Origin of the sequence: Streptomyces sp. NPDC020192 (assembly GCF_044388685.1) — a bacterium.
Classification (GTDB): domain Bacteria; phylum Actinomycetota; class Actinomycetes; order Streptomycetales; family Streptomycetaceae; genus Streptomyces.
Map to the genome: position 1 here is coordinate 102,012 of NZ_JBIRXG010000004.1, position 16,751 is coordinate 118,762.

General features: G+C 71.9%; 16 protein-coding genes. 10 read left to right on the forward strand and 6 right to left on the reverse strand.

Annotated features, from left to right (window positions below; translation table 11 throughout):
* Nucleotides 1-34: 34 nt before the first annotated feature.
* From ACH47Z_RS10010 to ACH47Z_RS10030, 5 genes are all read left to right on the forward strand, one after another.
* Complete coding sequence (locus ACH47Z_RS10010) at nt 35-601, forward strand: hypothetical protein (RefSeq protein ID WP_399072534.1); 567 nt, start codon at nt 35-37, stop codon at nt 599-601.
* Between the two features lie 496 nt (nt 602-1,097).
* Nucleotides 1,098-1,856: a class F sortase gene (locus ACH47Z_RS10015; RefSeq protein ID WP_399072536.1), complete on the forward strand. Its 759-nt coding sequence runs from the start codon at nt 1,098-1,100 to the stop codon at nt 1,854-1,856.
* Nucleotides 1,857-2,073: 217 nt separating this feature from the next.
* A complete protein-coding gene (locus tag ACH47Z_RS10020; RefSeq protein ID WP_399072538.1) occupies nt 2,074-3,468 on the forward strand; it encodes an ABC transporter ATP-binding protein in 1,395 nt (464 codons plus the stop codon).
* Between the two features lie 113 nt (nt 3,469-3,581).
* Nucleotides 3,582-4,970, forward strand: a complete 1,389-nt coding sequence (locus tag ACH47Z_RS10025) for an aldehyde dehydrogenase family protein (protein ID WP_399072540.1) — start codon at nt 3,582-3,584, stop codon at nt 4,968-4,970.
* A gap of 15 nt (nt 4,971-4,985) precedes the next feature.
* Entirely contained in the window at nt 4,986-6,068 is a 1,083-nt protein-coding gene (locus ACH47Z_RS10030) for a Zn-dependent alcohol dehydrogenase (RefSeq protein WP_399072542.1), read from the forward strand.
* 3 nt (nt 6,069-6,071) lie between these two features.
* Here ACH47Z_RS10030 and ACH47Z_RS10035 read toward each other — a convergent pair whose 3' ends face one another.
* From ACH47Z_RS10035 to ACH47Z_RS10045, 3 genes are all read right to left on the reverse strand, one after another.
* Entirely contained in the window at nt 6,072-7,019 is a 948-nt protein-coding gene (locus ACH47Z_RS10035) for a DMT family transporter (protein ID WP_399072544.1), read from the reverse strand.
* A gap of 67 nt (nt 7,020-7,086) precedes the next feature.
* Nucleotides 7,087-7,800 (reverse strand): ArsR/SmtB family transcription factor, encoded by a 714-nt coding sequence (locus tag ACH47Z_RS10040; protein ID WP_399072545.1) that lies wholly within the window; start codon nt 7,798-7,800, stop codon nt 7,087-7,089.
* Nucleotides 7,801-7,841: 41 nt separating this feature from the next.
* A complete protein-coding gene (locus tag ACH47Z_RS10045) occupies nt 7,842-8,489 on the reverse strand; it encodes a TetR/AcrR family transcriptional regulator (RefSeq protein WP_399072548.1) in 648 nt (215 codons plus the stop codon).
* Between the two features lie 101 nt (nt 8,490-8,590).
* Here ACH47Z_RS10045 and ACH47Z_RS10050 point away from each other — a divergent pair, with 101 nt between their 5' ends.
* From ACH47Z_RS10050 to ACH47Z_RS10060, 3 genes are all read left to right on the forward strand, one after another.
* Entirely contained in the window at nt 8,591-9,742 is a 1,152-nt protein-coding gene (locus ACH47Z_RS10050; protein ID WP_399073035.1) for an acyl-CoA dehydrogenase family protein, read from the forward strand.
* 61 nt (nt 9,743-9,803) lie between these two features.
* On the forward strand, nt 9,804-10,091 hold the full coding sequence (locus tag ACH47Z_RS10055; RefSeq protein ID WP_225098346.1) for a YiaA/YiaB family inner membrane protein: 288 nt from the start codon (nt 9,804-9,806) through the stop codon (nt 10,089-10,091).
* A 73-nt stretch (nt 10,092-10,164) separates the two neighbouring features.
* Nucleotides 10,165-10,788 carry a TetR/AcrR family transcriptional regulator gene (locus tag ACH47Z_RS10060; protein WP_399072551.1) on the forward strand — a complete coding sequence of 208 codons (624 nt, stop codon included), beginning with the start codon at nt 10,165-10,167 and terminating at the stop codon, nt 10,786-10,788.
* 13 nt (nt 10,789-10,801) lie between these two features.
* On the opposite strand, the gene ACH47Z_RS10065 is transcribed toward ACH47Z_RS10060, so the two are convergent.
* On the reverse strand, nt 10,802-11,263 hold the full coding sequence (locus tag ACH47Z_RS10065; protein WP_399072553.1) for a MaoC family dehydratase: 462 nt from the start codon (nt 11,261-11,263) through the stop codon (nt 10,802-10,804).
* 113 nt (nt 11,264-11,376) lie between these two features.
* On the opposite strand from ACH47Z_RS10065, the gene soxR reads away from it, so the two are divergent.
* Nucleotides 11,377-11,835, forward strand: a complete 459-nt coding sequence (gene soxR / locus ACH47Z_RS10070; RefSeq protein ID WP_399072555.1) for a redox-sensitive transcriptional activator SoxR — start codon at nt 11,377-11,379, stop codon at nt 11,833-11,835.
* 35 nt (nt 11,836-11,870) lie between these two features.
* Here soxR and ACH47Z_RS10075 read toward each other — a convergent pair whose 3' ends face one another.
* Nucleotides 11,871-12,938, reverse strand: a complete 1,068-nt coding sequence (locus ACH47Z_RS10075; RefSeq protein ID WP_399072557.1) for an RNA ligase (ATP) — start codon at nt 12,936-12,938, stop codon at nt 11,871-11,873.
* Between the two features lie 191 nt (nt 12,939-13,129).
* Nucleotides 13,130-13,732 (reverse strand): hypothetical protein, encoded by a 603-nt coding sequence (locus tag ACH47Z_RS10080; protein ID WP_399072560.1) that lies wholly within the window; start codon nt 13,730-13,732, stop codon nt 13,130-13,132.
* A gap of 230 nt (nt 13,733-13,962) precedes the next feature.
* Between ACH47Z_RS10080 and ACH47Z_RS10085 the strand changes: the two genes are divergently transcribed.
* Nucleotides 13,963-16,749 (forward strand): penicillin acylase family protein, encoded by a 2,787-nt coding sequence (locus ACH47Z_RS10085; protein ID WP_399072562.1) that lies wholly within the window; start codon nt 13,963-13,965, stop codon nt 16,747-16,749.
* Nucleotides 16,750-16,751: the final 2 nt, after the last annotated feature.

Below are 16,751 nucleotides of genomic sequence, written 5' to 3' on the forward strand. Positions count from 1 at the left end.
TGTGTGTAAATCGTCTGATTTCGGAGTGTGGTTCATGCCGACCCCGTCCCTGCCCCGTCGCGCCGCCGCCTGGTCGGCGCTCACTCTCGCGGGAACCGTCTTCCTGGGCGGACCGGCCGTGGCCGCGCCGCCCGGCGCCGACGGAGACGTCAGGATCTATGTGGTGGGGACGGCCGCCGCCGCACACCTCAACCAGCCGAAGGTGTGCCGCTTCTACCTCGGCGCGGTCAACTTCGACCTGAACCAGCGGATCACCTGGACCATCGCACCCCAGCCGGCGACCGTCACCGGCACCTCGCTCTCCGGCTCCCTCACCCTGCCCACGGGCACCGCGACCTCCGCCAACCTGGTGCTGCCCGGCGGCCGGTACAGGCTCACCTGGACCATCGTGGGCGTCGCCGGCTCGGGCAAGCAGAAGGTCGTAAAGATCGACTGCCCGATCACCCCGGGCGGCCCCAACGGCGGCCCGCCGGCCGGCGCCGGCGGCATGGCCCGCACCGAGGCCTTCACCCCGGTCGTCGGCGCCGCCGCCGTGGGCCTGGCCGCCACCGGCACGGCAGTCTGGCTCCGGCTCCGCCGCCGCTCCCATGGCGCCGCGTAACCAGCCGTTCCTCTGGACTGAGCAGGAGCGAGCCTCCTCGGCCGCACACCCCGAACGGCCCAGGCCACCCCGAGCCGGCCTGGACGGTACGGCCGCCTCGGGACGTCCGGCCGGTTCCGGTGGGTCGGCCGGGCGCGGTGCTGGGGCCTCGGCTGCCGCCGCGCGCACCGCCGCCGCCGGCTGGAGTGCCGCCTCCGGTCGGGCCGACGCGTCCGGCCGGGGCGCGGTGCGGGGTCGCGGGGAGGTTCCGGGGCGCGGGACGGTTCCTGGCCGGGGCAGGGAGTCCGGCCGGGGAGGGGGCCGGGAACGGGGTGCGGGTTCCGGTCGTGGGGCTGGGCGCGGTGGTGCCGCCGTTGCCGGGCGGTCCGTCGTGGCCGATCGCGGCGCCGCCCTCGGCGGTGATCCGGCGCCTGGCCGTGCCCCAGCGCTCGGGCGTGCCTCTGTCTCCGTCGCCGGCAGTGCGGCCGCTCACCGGGGGCGCGGTCCGCGTCGTCCGGTGCGGGAACCGTGGTACCGGACGCGTGCCTACCGGCTGGCCCGTACGTTCGCCCTCGCCGTCGTCCTCGTGATCGGCGGCGCCCGGTGCGCGGGCGGTGGTGGCGGCCCGGACACCCACCAGGCCGCTCCCGGTGCCGGTGGCATCGGTGCGGATGCCCGGGGTGGCCAACTCCCGCCGGAGGTACGGCGGGAGAGCCTCGCGCCGCCGGCCGGACAGCCGGGCCGCACCCAGGCCGTCCCCCCGGCTTCCTCCGCCTCCCGCTCCTCGGCCGCCCCCGCCCCCCTGCCCCCCTCCCGCGCCACCACCCTCGCCATCCCCTACCTCGGCGTGAACGCCCCGGTCATGGGACTGGGCCTGGACCGGGACCACCGCATGACCGCCCCACCCGACGACAACCCCAGGCTGGTGGGCTGGTACCAGGGCGGGCCCGCGCCGGGTGGGCCGGGGACCGCGGTGGCCGTCGGGCATCTGGACACGGACACCGGGCCCGCCGTCTTCTCGGGGCTGTCCCAGCTGACCGCCGGGCACCTGATCGAGGTGCGGCGGGCGGACGGCCGTACCGCCGTGTACGGCGTCGACGCCGTCCGCACCTTCGAGAAGGCGCACTTCCCCGACCGCGAGGTCTACGGCGACCGGGGACGCCCCGAACTCCGGCTGATCACCTGCGGCGGCGCCTATCACCGGCGGACCGGTTACGCCGGCAACGTGGTCGTCTTCGCCCACCTCACCGCCGTACGCGAACCGGGCGGAGCCTGAGCCCGGTGTCCGCGATGTGGGCACCTCGGTGGCCGTCGGCTGAATCAGGGCGTCCGTTTCCGCCCCCACCTGCCCCGCCGTTCCCGTGGTCCTCGCGTGTCTTCCCCCGGCCGGGCACATTCCGTTAACTTCCGTGACTCACAGGCCCCGTACGACCGCGCGGGGCGTTCGGACCACGGAGCAGCGGCGCTCCGGACAGCCCCCGGGGGCGGCAGGCATGACACGCGCCATCTCTCTGCACGACGTGAGCAAGTCCTACACGCGCGGCACGCGCGTGGTCGACGGGCTCTCGCTGGACATCGCACCCGGTGAGTTCCTGGTGCTGCTCGGCCCGTCCGGCTGCGGCAAGTCCACCGTGCTGCGGATGATCGCCGGCCTGGAGGAGATCGACGAGGGCGAGCTGCTGCTCGACGGGGAGCACGCCAACGACTGGCAGCCCGCCGCCCGGGACATCGCCATGGTGTTCCAGAACTTCGCCCTCTACCCGAGCATGACCAGCCGCGACAACATCGGCTTCCCGCTGCGCATCGAGGACCGCGGCACCGACCCCGGCCCGCGCGTCACCGCCACCGCCCGCATGCTGGGCGTGGAGGACCTGCTCGACCGCTATCCGAGTCAGCTCTCCGGCGGTGAGCGGCAGCGGATCGCCATGGGGCGGGCCATCGCCCGGCACGCCTCGGCGTTCCTGATGGACGAGCCGCTGTCCAACCTGGACGCCAAGCTCCGCAACCGGCTGCGCGCCGAAATCTCCCAGCTCACCAGGGAGTTGGGGGTCACCACGGTGTACGTCACCCACGACCAGGCCGAGGCGATGTCCCTCGGCGACCGCGTCGCCGTGCTGCGTGGCGGGGTGCTCCAGCAGGTCGGCACCCCGCGCGAGGTCTACGCGCTGCCCCGCAACGTCTTCGTCGCCGCCTTCGTCGGCGTCCCGCGCATCAACCTGCTCCAGGGTCTGGTTCGCGCCCCGCTGGACGGCGCCATGACCATCGGCCTGGGCAAGCAGGCCCTGCGGCTGCCCGAGCCCCTCTCCCTGGACCACCGGTTGCTGCGGGTGCAGCAGGGCCGCGAGGTCATCGTCGGGCTGCGCTCGGAGGTGGTCCGCATCGGCGACAGAGGCTCCGCGCGGCCGGGGGAGGCGCTCATCACCGGGCTCGTGGAGCATGTGGAGTTCCAGGGGCACGAGGTCCTCGTCCACTTCAACACCGGTTCGCGGCCCGCCGTCGTACCCGAACTGGAGGCCCCGCGCGCGTCCGCCCGTCCCCCGCGCCGGCGGCGCAGGGAGGGGCCGGGCATGCTGGACCGGCTGCGGGGGCGGGCGGATGCGGCCCTGCGGGCCGGACCGGTGGTCGTCCTGGACGACCCGCCGGAGAACCCACCGGAGAGCCCGGTGCGGAACCCGCCGCAGAACCCGTCGGAGGACCCCGGATCCGAACCCGTGCCGTCGGGCGTCCGCGTCCCCGGTGACCTGGTCGTACGCACCACCCCGGACGTCCGGCTGCACCACGGCATGCAGGTCCCGCTCCTCGTCGACCTCGGCCGCCTCCTCGTCTTCGACCAGCACGGCGACCGCATCTGCCCGTCCCCCGACCGGCTGCCCGACCTGGACGCGTGAGCACCGCCCGGCCCGGTGATGATGTCCGGCAACGGCCGGCAATCTGTGGCGCAGAAAAACTAACGCCGCTAGTTTGTGTGCCGGACGACGCGCATCCGCCGGGAGGAAACAGCATGAAGGCACATGACGCCCTGTACATCGACGGCGCCTGGCGTCCCGCCGAGAGCAGGGACGTGATCGAGGTCGTGAACCCGGCCGACGAGCAGGTCATCGGGCGCGTCCCGGCCGGTGGCGCGCTGGACGTCGACACCGCCGTCCGCGCGGCCCGCGCCGCCCTGCCCGGCTGGGCCGCCACACCCCCGGCCGAGCGCGCCGCGCGCCTGGCCGCCCTGCGGGACGCCCTCGTGGCCCGCAAGGACGAGATCGCCGAGACGGTCACCGCCGAACTGGGCGCGCCGGAGCAGCTCGCGCAGGCGGTGCACGTCGGCCTGCCGATCGCGGTCGCCGGCTCCTACGCCGAGCTGGCCGCGCACCACTCCTTCGAGGAGCGGATCGGCAACTCCACCGTCCTGCACGAGCCGGTCGGCGTGGTCGGCGCGATCACCCCCTGGAACTACCCGCTGCACCAGATCGTCGCCAAGGTCGCCCCCGCGCTCGCCGCCGGCTGCACGGTCGTCCTCAAGCCCGCCGAGGACACCCCGCTCACCGCCCAGCTGTTCGCCGAGACCGTCCATGAAGCGGGCGTGCCGGCCGGTGTGTTCAACCTGGTCACCGGCCTCGGCCCGGTCGCCGGCCAGGCCCTTGCCGAACACCCGGGCGTCGACCTGGTCTCCTTCACCGGCTCCACTGCCGTCGGCAGGCAGATCGGCGCCACGGCCGGGGCCGCCGTGAAGAAGGTCGCCCTCGAACTCGGCGGCAAGTCCGCCAACGTCATCCTGCCGAGCGCCGACCTCGCCAAGGCGGTGAACGTCGGCGTGGCCAACGTGATGTCCAACTCCGGGCAGACGTGCAGCGCCTGGACCCGCATGCTGGTCCACCGCGACCGGTACGCCGAGGCCGTCGAGCTGGCCCGGACGGCCGCCGCCAAGTACGGCGACCGGATCGGCCCGCTGGTCAGCGCCAAGCAGCAGGCGCGGGTGCGCGGTTACATCGAGAAGGGCGTCGCCGAGGGCGCCCGCCTGGTCGCCGGAGGCACCGAATCCCCGTACGGGAAGGGCTACTTCGTCAGCCCCACGGTCTTCGCGGACGTGACCCCGGAGATGACCATCGCCCAGGAGGAGATCTTCGGCCCGGTCCTCACGATCCTGCCCTACGACGACGAGGAGGACGCCCTGCGCATCGCCAACGGCACGGTGTACGGCCTCGCGGGCGCGGTCTGGGCCGCCGACGAGTCGGAGGCGGTCGCCTTCGCCCGCCGGATGGACACCGGCCAGGTGGACATCAACGGCGGCCGGTTCAACCCCCTCGCCCCCTTCGGTGGTTACAAGCGGTCCGGGGTCGGCCGGGAACTCGGTCCGCACGGACTCGCCGAGTACCTCCAGACCAAGTCCCTCCAGTTCTAAGGAAGTACGCGACCCATGGCCGTACGAGCCGCCGTCCTGCCCGCCATCGGCGCGCAGTTGGAGATCACCGCCATCGACCTGCCGGACCCGGGCCCCGGACAGGTCCGCGTCCGCCTCGCCGCCGCCGGCGTCTGCCACTCCGACCTGTCCCTGTCCAACGGCACCATGCGGGTACCGGTCCCGGCCGTCCTCGGCCATGAGGGCGCCGGCACGGTCGTGGCCGTGGGCGAGGGCGTCACCCATGTGTCACCGGGCACCCCCGTGGTCCTCAACTGGGCGCCCTCCTGCGGCAGTTGCCACGCCTGTGGACTCGGCGAGGTCTGGCTGTGCGCCAACGCCCTGAACGGTGCCGCCGATGTCTACGCCCGCACCGCCGACGGCACCGAACTCCACCCCGGGCTGAACGTGGCCGCGTTCGCCGAGGAGACGGTGGTCTCCGCGTCCTGCGTCCTGCCGCTCCCGGAGGGCGTACCCCTGACGGACGCCGCCCTCCTCGGCTGCGCCGTCCTCACCGGTTACGGCGCCGTCCACCACTCGGCGAAGGTCCGCCCCGGCGAGACCGTCGCGGTGTTCGGCGTGGGCGGGGTCGGCCTGGCCACCCTCCAGTCGGCCCGTATCGCGGGCGCGTCCAGGATCATCGCCGTGGACGTGTCGGCGGAGAAGGAGGAACTGGCCAGGGCGGCGGGCGCCACGGACTACGTCCTCGCCTCCGACACCACCCCGCGCGAGATCCGCGCCCTGACCGGCAAACAGGGCGTGGACGTCTCGGTGGAGTGCGTCGGCCGCGCGGTGTCCATCCGCGCCGCCTGGGACTCCACCCGCCGGGGCGGCCGTACGACGGTCGTCGGCATCGGCGGCAAGGACCAGGAGGTCACCTTCAACGCCCTGGAGATCTTCCACTGGGGCCGCACCCTGTCCGGCTGCGTCTACGGCAACACCGACCCGGCCCGCGACCTCCCGGTCCTCGCCGAGCACGTACGCGAAGGCCGCCTGGACCTGACCGCCCTGGTCACCGAGCACATCGCCCTGGAGGGCATCCCGGCCGCCTTCGAGAACATGCTCGCGGGCAAGGGGGGCCGGGCGCTGGTGGTGTTCTGAGGCTCAGCCGACCTTCTCGGGTCGCGGCTCGTCCCCGGCGGCCGCGACCCGGCGGCCGGCCCGCCCGCCGGCGGCCCGGGACCGCGACACCGCCACACCCGCGAGACACAGCGCCCCACCGGTCAGCGTGAGCACGCCCGGCACCTCGCCGAGCACCAGCCAGGACATCAGCACCACCAGCGCGGGCACGGCGTACGTCGTCGCGCCCATCCGGCTGGCCGTGGTGCGGGCGAGGGCGTAGGCCCAGGTGGTGAAGGCGAGCGCGGTCGGGAAGACGCCCAGAAAGACCATGCAGAGGGTGGCCGACAGGGGCGCGTGGGCGGCCTGGTGCGCCAGTTGCCCGGCGAAGGGCAGACAGCCCACGGCACCGACGAGACACCCGAACGTCGTCACCTGCAACGCGCTTGCGTGCCCCAGGGCGGGCTTCTGCGCGACGACCCCGCCGGCGTACGCCACGGCGGCGAGCAGACACAGCGCCACGCCGAGCACGGAGCTGCCCCCGCCGCCGGACATCGACAGCCCGACGGTCACCGCGCCCGCGAACGACACGGCCATCCCGGCCAGCAGCCGCGGCGGCATCGGATCACCGAGCAGCCGGGCAGCGAGCAGGGCGATCAGCAACGGGCCGACGTTCACGACGAGGGCCGCCGTACCCGCGTCCACCTGCTGCTCGCCCCAGTTCAGAACGACCATGTAGAGCCCGAACCACAGCACCCCGGACAGCAGAATCCCGCGCCAGGCGGCTCTAGGGGGCAACCCTTCCCGCCGTATGCCCGAGATGACTCCCAGCGCGAGGGCCCCCGACGCCAACCGCCCGAGCGCCAGCGCACCGGGCGAGTACGCCTCCCCCGCACTCCGGATCGCCACGAAGGCGGACGCCCAGAGGACGACGGTGACGACGGCGGCACCGGTGGCAAGCAGCCGCGCACGGCTGTGGTCGACGTTCATCATGCTCCCGAGGGTAGGCAGGGGACGGTGCAGTGGCTGGCGGACATCGGACGGGGTGCCGTCGCGGCGGTCAGCGCAAGGCCTCCGGAGCGATCCCCAACAGCGCCGCCAACTCCCGCTCCCCCGACGGAGTCACCTTCACCGCCCGCTCCGACCCCACCCGCACGCACCACCCCGCATCCAGCACATGGCGGCACAACGCGGCCCCGGCCGCCCCCGCGAGATGGGGCCGCCGCTCGGTCCAGTCCAGGCACGCACGGGCCGGCGGGCGCCGGCCCGACAGGTCCAGGGGAATTCCCGCCGCACCGAACCACTCCACCCCCGCATCCGTCAGCGCGAACCCGGTGTCCTGGCGAAGAAGCCCCCGCCCGGTCAACGCATCCGTGACCGCGATCCCGAGACGTCCCGCGAGATGGTCGTAACAGGTGCGGCCCCGGGCCATGGCCGACCCCGCACTCGACTCACGCAGGGTACGAGGAGCCCGCCGCACAGCCGCCGGAGGCACCTGCGCGGCCAGATCCTCCACCAGCTGGGCCACCTGCGCGTCGGCCAGCCGTACATACCGGTGCCGCCCCTGCCGTTCCTCGGCGAGCAGGCCCCTGGCCACCAGCTTGCCCAGATGCTCGCTGAGCGTGGACGCGGCGACCCCCGCGTGCCGGGCCAGCTCACCGGCCGTCCAGGCCCGCCCGTCGAGGAGGGCCAGCAGACACGTGGCCCGGGTCTCGTCGGCGACGAGCGAGGCGAGCGCGGCGAGGCCGGCGGCCTGCGGATCCTTGGCGGTCATGCCCCCCAGCATGCGGTACGGACACTTCGGCCCCCACCGAATTATCGCTGCACGCCCTGCCTGACCTGCTCGTACTGCTGCGTCAGTCCGTCCAGCAGCGCCGTCAGGCCCGTCTCGAAGGCCCGCTCGTCGATCTTCTCCTGCTGCTCGGCGAGGAGGTGGGCCTGGCCGAGGTGGGGATAGTCGGCCGGGTTGTACGCGCTCGCGTCGTCCACGAAGCCCCCGGCGAACGAGCCGAGCGCGGAGCCCATGATGAAGTACCGCATCAGCGCGCCGATCGAGGTCGCCTGGGCCGGCGGCCAGCCGGCGTCGACCATCGCGCCGTACACGGCGTCGGCGAGGCGGAGCGCGGCGGGACGGCGCATCGGCCCCCGGGCGAGGACCGGGACGATGTTCGGGTGGTCGCGCAGGGCGGCCCGGTAGGAGACGGCCCAGTCGTGCAGCGCGGTGCGCCAGTTCCGGCCGTCCTCGAACATCGCCAGGTCCACCAGCCCGCTCACCGAGTCCGCGACCGCCTCCAGGATCTCGTCCTTGGTGCGGAAGTGGTTGTAGAGGGACGGCCCGCTCACCCCCAGCTCGGCGGCGAGCCGGCGGGTGGAGACGGCCGCCAGGCCCTCCCGGTCCACGAGTTCCCGGGCCGTCTCGACGATCCGGTCGGTGCTGAGGAGGGGCTTGCGCGGTCGGGCCATGGCGCACATAGTAGGGCTGCGAACAGAAACTAGCAGTGCTAATTTAAATGTACGGCTTTCAAGATCCGGTGTGGATCCGTCTGGTGTGGGGTGATCTCGTGGTGAACCTGGAGCTGAGCGAGGAGCAGGCCGCCGTACGGCAGCTCGCCCGGGACTTCGTGGCGCGCGAGATCGCCCCGCACGTCGTGGCCTGGGACCGCGCCGAGGAGGTCGACCGGGGCATCGTGAAGAAGCTCGGCGAGGTCGGCTTCCTGGGGCTGACCGTCGCCGAGGAGTACGGCGGCTCCGGCGGCGACCATCTCGCATACTGCCTGGTCACCGAGGAGCTGGGCCGCGGTGACTCCTCCGTCCGCGGGATCGTCTCCGTCTCCCTCGGGCTCGTCGCCAAGACGATCGCGGCCTGGGGGGACGAGGAGCAGAAGCGCCGCTGGCTGCCGGGGCTGACCTCAGGGGAGTACGTCGGCTGCTTCGGCCTCACCGAGCCCGGTACCGGTTCCGACGCGGGCAACCTCACCACCCGGGCCGTACGCGACGGCGACGACTACGTCATCAACGGCACGAAGATGTTCATCACCAACGGGACCTGGGCGGACGTCGTGCTGCTCTTCGCCCGCTCCACCGACGCCCCCGGCCACAAGGGCGTCAGCGCGTTCCTCGTGCCCACCGACACCCCCGGCCTGACCCGCCGCACCATCCACGGCAAGCTCGGCCTGCGCGGCCAGGCCACCGCCGAACTCGTCCTTCAGGACGTCCGCGTGCCCGCCTCGGCGATGCTGGGGGAGGAGGGCAAGGGCTTCTCCGTGGCCATGTCGGCGCTCGCCAAGGGGCGGATGTCGGTGGCGGCCGGGTGTGTCGGCATAGCGCAGGCCGCGCTGGACGCGGCCGTACGGTACGCCGGTGAGCGCGAGCAGTTCGGCAAGCCCATCGCCCGTCACCAACTGGTGCAGGAGCTGATCAGCGACATCGCGGTCGACGTGGACGCGGCCCGGCTGCTGACCTGGCGGGTCGCCGATCTGATCGACCGCGGGCAGCCGTTCGCCGTCGAGTCCTCCAAGGCCAAGCTGTTCGCCTCCGAGGCCGCCGTCCGCGCCGCCAACAACGCCCTGCAGGTCTTCGGCGGCTACGGCTACATCGACGAGTACCCGGCCGGCAAACTCCTGCGCGACGCCCGCGTGATGACCCTCTACGAGGGCACCAGCCAGATCCAGAAGCTGCTCATCGGCCGTTCCCTGACCGGGGTTTCGGCGTTCTGAGTAGCCGATCTGAGTATGTGTGCGGATGTGGCGCGGGCCACGTCCGCCGATGCTCTTTCCCATGAGTGACACACCGGTCAAGCAGCAGAGCACGGCCGCGTTCTACGGCCAGTCCGTCGCCTCCTTCGCCATCGCCATGGCGGCCACGGCCATCGGTATCTACCAGCTCGACACCAACGCCTGGGTCCGGGCCTTCCTCGCGATCGCGGTCCTGTACCTCGTCACCTCCGCCTTCACCCTCGCCAAGGTGATCAGGGACCGCCAGGAGGCGGGGCAGATCGTGAGCCGGGTCGACCAGGCGCGACTGGAGAAGCTCCTCGCCGAGCACGACCCCTTCGAGAAGATCTGAGCAGGCACGCTAAGCGCCCGCTCACCTTCGGCGGTATGGTGGTGCTCCTGTCACCGAGAGGGGCGAGCGAGCGATGAGTACGGCGCAGGAGACGACCGGCGGCGAGATGGAGCCGTGGGAAGAGGTCACCCCTGACGCGGCCCGGCGGCTGCTCGTCGCCGCCGTGGAGGCCTTCGCCGAGCGCGGCTACCACGCGACCACGACCCGTGACATCGCCGGCCGTGCCGGCATGAGCCCGGCCGCGCTCTACATCCACTACAAGACCAAGGAAGAGCTGCTCCACCGGATCAGCCGGATCGGCCACGACAAGGCCCTCGACATCCTGCGTACGGCGGCGCGGCGGGAGGGCACCGCGGCCGAGCGCCTTGCCGACGCGGTCAGCTCCTTCGTCCGCTGGCACGCCGGGCGGCGCACCACCGCCCGGGTCGTGCAGTACGAGCTCGACGCCCTCGGCCCCGAGGCCCGCGCCGAGATCGTCGCGCTGCGCCACCAGGTCGACGCCGAGGTGCGCGGGATCATCGAGGACGGCGTGGCCTCGGGCGAGTTCCATGTGCTGGATGTCAAGGGCACCACGCTCGCCGTGCTCTCGCTCTGCATCGACGTGGCCCGCTGGTTCAACGTGAACGGCCCGCGCACTCCCGAGGAGGTCGGCGCGCTCTACGCCGACCTCGTGCTCCGGATGGTGGGCGCCGGGTAGGGCGCCCACCGGGTCACAGGTAGTACCGGGAGACCGACTCCGCCACGCACACCGGCTTGTCGCCGCCCTCGCGCTCCACGGTGAAGGCGACCGTCACCTGCACACCCCCGGTGACGTCCTCGACACCGGTGATCTTCCCGGTGGCGCGCAGCCGGGAGCCGACGGGGACGGGGGCGGGGAAACGGACCTTGTTCGTGCCGTAGTTCACGCCCATCTTCACGCCCTCGACCTGGATCAGCTGCGGGTCGAAGAGCGGCAGCAGCGACAGGGTGAGGTAGCCGTGCGCGATCGTGGTCCCGAACGGCCCGGCGGCGGCCTTCTCCGGATCCACGTGGATCCACTGGTGGTCGCCCGTGGCATCGGCGAACAGGTCGATCCGCTTCTGGTCGATCTCCACCCAGTCGCTGTGACCCAGCTGCTCGCCGACGGCCGCCTTCAGCTCGTCGGGGGAGGTGAAGGTCCTCGGTTCTGCCATGTTCCCGGCCTCTCGCTCGCGTCTCTAAGCAACTGCTTAGCATGGTCGGGTGTGGCTCGCCTGTCAACGGACCGCGACGGGTGCAATGCCATCGGCTCGGTAGTCTCGGAGGGGTGCCCCAGATTCCCGAGAAGATCCAAGAGCTGAGCGTCGGCCAGCTGTCCGCGCGCAGCGGCGCCGCGGTCTCCGCCCTGCACTTCTACGAGGCCAAGGGCCTGATCAGCAGCCGGCGCACCTCCGGCAACCAGCGCCGCTACCACCGTGACACCCTGCGCCGCGTCGCCTTCATCCGTGCGGCCCAGCGGGTGGGCATACCGCTGGCCACGATCCGGGACGCCCTGGCCGAACTTCCCGAGGAACGGACACCGACCCGCGAGGACTGGGCGCGGCTGTCGGAGACGTGGCGCTCGGAACTGGACGAACGCATCAAACAGCTGAATCGTCTGCGCGACCACCTCACCGACTGCATCGGCTGCGGGTGCCTGTCCCTGGACTCGTGCGTACTGTCCAACCCGGACGACAGGTTCGGCGAACAGCGGGTGGGGTCACGGCTGTACGCGGAGGGGCGGTGATGCCCGCGCAGCCGCGGGCATCACCGGACAACCGGTCACTCGTACTCGGTCCCGCCCTTGCGCGTCAGGTACGCCGGGCTCACCGCCTTGGCGATGCACCGGCCCCCGGTCACCGCGCTGTACCGCTCCACGGCGGGCCGTATCACCACGCCCTCCCGCAGGTGCAGCCCCCGCCCGGACACGGTCTCCCGCCCGCTCGCGAACTCCCGGATCCGCTCGATGTCGTACGGCCCCGCGTACAGCCGGGGCACCACCGGCAGCTCCCCCTCCAGCAGTTCGGCGGCGTCCAGCCAGCGCACCGAGCCGTCGATCTCGGCCGACACGTCGAACGCCGCGTACCCCAGCGTGTCCCGCCGGCCGTCCGCGCCGTACGACAGGTCCTGCACTCCCGCGCCGTACACCTCCCCGAAGATGCCGACCCGGGTGGCGCCCAGCCGTGCGCAGAGCCGCTCCGCCGCCTCGGCGACGCCGTGGCCGCGCACCGCTCGCCAGTACAGGTTCCGCGGATCCTCGCGCAGCGCCAGGGACTTGGCGCCGAAGCCCTTCGAGGAGACGTGGGCCCGACCCTCGTCGGCGACATACGTCAGCAGGCACGCCGTACCGTGCAGCTTCTCCGTCAGGACGACCGGCTCGCCCGGGGTGAACATGTCCGGGTAGCGCTGGATGTTCTCGATGTCGACCCAGGGCAGCAGCGCGGGGGCGGGCTCGACCTCACCGTTCATGGTCGGCGGGACCGGCGGCACCCACTTGGTGATGCCCAGCCGCTCGGCGAAGTCCGTGCCCTCGGCCGCCGCGCGCGCCAGGTCGACGTCCGCCAGGGCCTTCGGCCGGCACACGATGCCCTGGGACAGCTCGCCGCGCAGCCGCACTGCCTTGACCCGGTTGGCCTCGCCGCCCGCCAGCCGTCCGGTCAGCCCCAGCTCCTCGATCAGCCCGGCCGGCAGCACGGACTGCTCGGGGATGTACAGGGCGGTGTCACCGGTGCGGTAAGCGCCCTTGGCGACGACCGCTCGGTACAGCCCCACCTGGGCCAGCTCGAGCGCGTCGGCGTTCGGATGCTCGTGGACGGTCAGCACTTCGGCGGTGACGCGGAGCGTCGACATCACAACTCCTCGGAGAAAAGGGCACGTTGACGGCCCTCAGACGTGTTTCATCGCGTCCTACTCTCCGTGCCGGAAACGGGTGGAACCAGCGGATTAGCGGCTGGTAGCGTCGTGATCTCCGCCCAGGCGCGGGCCCCACCCCAGCAGGGGTGCGGCATCCCCCTGCGCACCCCCAGGCAAACCCCCTGTACTCAGGCCGACATCAGCAAGCGCTCACGTCGCGCGTACTCCAGGGCCCGCGGGGTCAGTACAGGCCGCGGGACCAGGATTCCGCAGTCCGTGCAGACCGGGCCGGAGGACGGTTCGTGGTCCAGGCCGTGGCGCCACGCCAGGCGGTCCGCGCCGCAGACCGGGCAGCGGGCGCCCGGTTCACGCTCCAGGGCGGTGATCAGGCGGCGCAGTACTTCCGCCAGGGGCTCGTGCGGGTGCACCCGAGGGTCGTCGCACCAGGCGATCCCGAAGCCGCCCCAGGTCAGCCGGTGCCAGTCGTCCACGCTGCCCGGCCGGCGCAGCCCGTCGTGCTTCTCCTTCCTGCGCCGCTCGGTGAAGTCGGTCTCGTAGGCGAGCCAGACGGACCGGGCCTCCTCCAGCTCCTCCAGTGCGGCCACGAGCCGCGCCGGGTCGGGGGAGCGGTCCTCGGGGCCGAAGCCCGCCCGGGAGCACAGATGGTCCCAGGTCGCCCGATGCCCGTAAGGGGCGAACTTCTCAAGGCACTTGCGCAGTGAGTACCGCCGCAGTGCCAGATCGCAGTCCGGATCGCGTACCTGTCTCGCCAGACTCCGGAAACCGGCCATCGCCTTGCACCTCCGTCACACCTGCACCTGTACTTCGGTCACTTCGGCGTCGTCGCACGGACGTCGTCGAGTAGACGTATCGACAGGCGATTCGGCTCCATCTCTTCTCGTGCTCTTCTCACGCGTGCTTCCTGGCCGTTCGTGCCGGCTCCAAAAAGTGACGCATGTTCATCTTCAAACTCGGGGATACCGGCGGTAACGTTCGCGCACCCCCGTGCCTAGGAGCTGCGATGCCACGGCGAACCCCACGCACCGCCCTTGACAGACTGAGAACGTCCCGCCCCTTCACCAGGTTCCTGAAGACCGCCTCGATCTGCGTCCTCGTCGGCGGCCTTCTCTCTCCCCTGACCCAGACGGCGTCCGCCGCCACGGCCACCGCGTCCAACGACTACTGCGGTGGCCAGTGCTCGGACATCCTGCCGCCCGGCGAGAACGGCAACGCCACGCTCGCCCAGATCCTGCTCAACCAGGCCTTCGGCACCCAGCCCTCGCACGCCGAGGACCAGCTCGGCCCGTACGCCGGCCTCGCCAAGGGCTACTCGGGTCTGACCGACGCCACGATCAACAACTTCTTCAACGACTCCTCGTTCGGCGTCCCGTCCGACCAGGTCGCCTCCACCGAGAACCCGGGCGGGCGCGGCGACGTGACGATCGTCCGGGACAAGAAGACCGGTGTGCCGCACATCACGGGCACCACCCGGTACGGCACCGAGTACGGCGCCGGTTTCGCCGCGGCCGAGGACCGGCTGTGGCTGATGGACGTCTTCCGGCACGTCGGCCGCGGCCAGCTCACCTCCTTCGCCGGCGGCGCGGCCGCCAACCAGGGCCTGGAGCAGGAGTTCTACCGCAACGCGCCGTACACCGAGGCCGACCTCCAGGCGCAGATCGACAACGCGGTGGCCAGGAACGGCGCCCGTGGGCAGCAGGCCCTCGCCGACGCCAACGCCTACCTCGACGGCATCAACGCCTATATCGACGCCTCCGACAGCGGCCGCTACTTCCCCGGCGAGTACGTCCTGACCGGCCACAAGGACGCGATCACCAACGCCGGCACCATAGACCACTTCAAGATCACCGACCTGGTGGCGCTGGCCTCCGTCATCGGCTCGCTGTTCGGCTCCGGCGGTGGCGGCGAGGTCAACAACGCGGTCTCGCTCATGGCCGCGCAGGCCAAGTACGGGGTCGAGGAGGGCACCAGGGTCTGGGAGTCCTTCCGGGAGCGCAACGATCCCGAGGCCGTGCTGACCGTCCACAACGGCGAGAGCTTCCCCTACGGCGGCAAGCCCGACACCGCCCAGGGCCAGGCCCTGCCCGACGCCGGCTCGGTCACCCAGGAACCGCTCGTCTACGACCGTACGGGCAGCGCGGCCACGGCGGCCGCCAAGAGCACCTCCGCCGGCGCCGCGAAGACCACACTCAGCTCGGCCCACCGCGGGATGTCCAACGCCCTTGTGGTGAGCGGAAAGTACACCGCCAGTGGGCATCCGATCGCCGTCTTCGGACCGCAGACCGGGTACTTCGCCCCGCAGCTGCTCATGCTCCAGGAGATCCAGGGCCCGGGCATCAGCGCCCGCGGCGCCTCCTTCGCGGGCCTGAGCATGTACGTCGAACTCGGCCGCGGCCAGGACTACTCGTGGTCGGCGACCACCTCCGGCCAGGACATCATCGACACCTACGCCGTCGAGCTGTGCCAGGACGACTACCACTACCTGTACCACGGCACGTGCACGGCCATGGACAAGGTGGAGCAGAAGAACGCCTGGTCGCCGACCACGGCCGACAGCACCCCGGCCGGGTCGTACACCATGCGGGCCTGGCGCACGAAGTACGGCCCGGTGGAGTACCGCGCGACCGTCGGCGGCAAGAAGGTCGCCTACACCACCCTGCGCTCGTCGTATCTGCACGAGGCCGACTCGATCATCGGCTTCCAGATGCTGAACGACCCTGGCTTCGTCAAGGGCCCGAAGGACTTCCAGAGCGCGGCCCAGCACATCAACTACACCTTCAACTGGTTCTACGCCGACTCCCAGCACACCGCGTACTACAACAGCGGTGACAACCCGGTCCGGGCCGCCGGCGTCGACGCCGAGTTCCCGGTCTGGGCGCAGCCGGCGTACGAGTGGCGGAACTGGGACCCGGCCACCAACACGGCCGACTACACCCCGGCCTCCGCCCACCCCAACTCCGTCGACCAGGACTACTACGTCTCCTGGAACAACAAGCAGGCCAAGGACTACACGACCGCGTCCTGGGGCGACGGCTCGGTGCACCGCGGCAATCTGCTGGAGGGCCGGGTGAAGAAGCTCGTCGCGGCCGGCGGGGTGACCCGGACCAAGCTGGCGCAGGCCATGGCGGACGCGGCCCTCGCCGACCTGCGCGCCGAGGACGTGCTGCCGAAGCTGCTCAAGGTGATCAACTCCTCGCCGGTGACCGACTCCACGGCCGCCGACGCGGTGAACAAGCTCCAGGCCTGGGTCACCGCGGGCGCCAAGCGCACGGAGACCTCCGCGGGTTCGAAGACGTACGCGAACGCCGACGCGATCCGCATCCTGGACTCCTGGTGGCCGCTGCTGGTCAAGGCGGAGTTCGAACCGGGGCTCGGCAGCGACCTGTACACCGACCTCGGCAGCAACCTGTCGGTCGACGAGGCCCCGTCCGCCGGACACGGCCCCACCGGCTCGCACGCCGGAAGCTCCTTCCAGTACGGCTGGTGGAGCTATGTCGACAAGGACATCCGGGCAGTGCTCGGGGAGAACGTGCAGGGCGGGCTCGCCGAGAAGTACTGCGGCGGCGGTGACCTCGGCTCCTGCCGGGACATCCTGATCAGCACCCTGAAGACGGCGGCCGGCACCAGCGCGTCGACGGTCTACCCCGGGGACTCCCTGTGCTCGGCGGGCGACCAGTGGTGCGCCGACTCGATCGTCCAGCGCACCCTGGGCGGCATCAAGCACTACAACATCAGCTGGCAGAACCGGCCGACCTTCCAGCAGGTGGTGGAGTACACCTCACATCGGTGAAT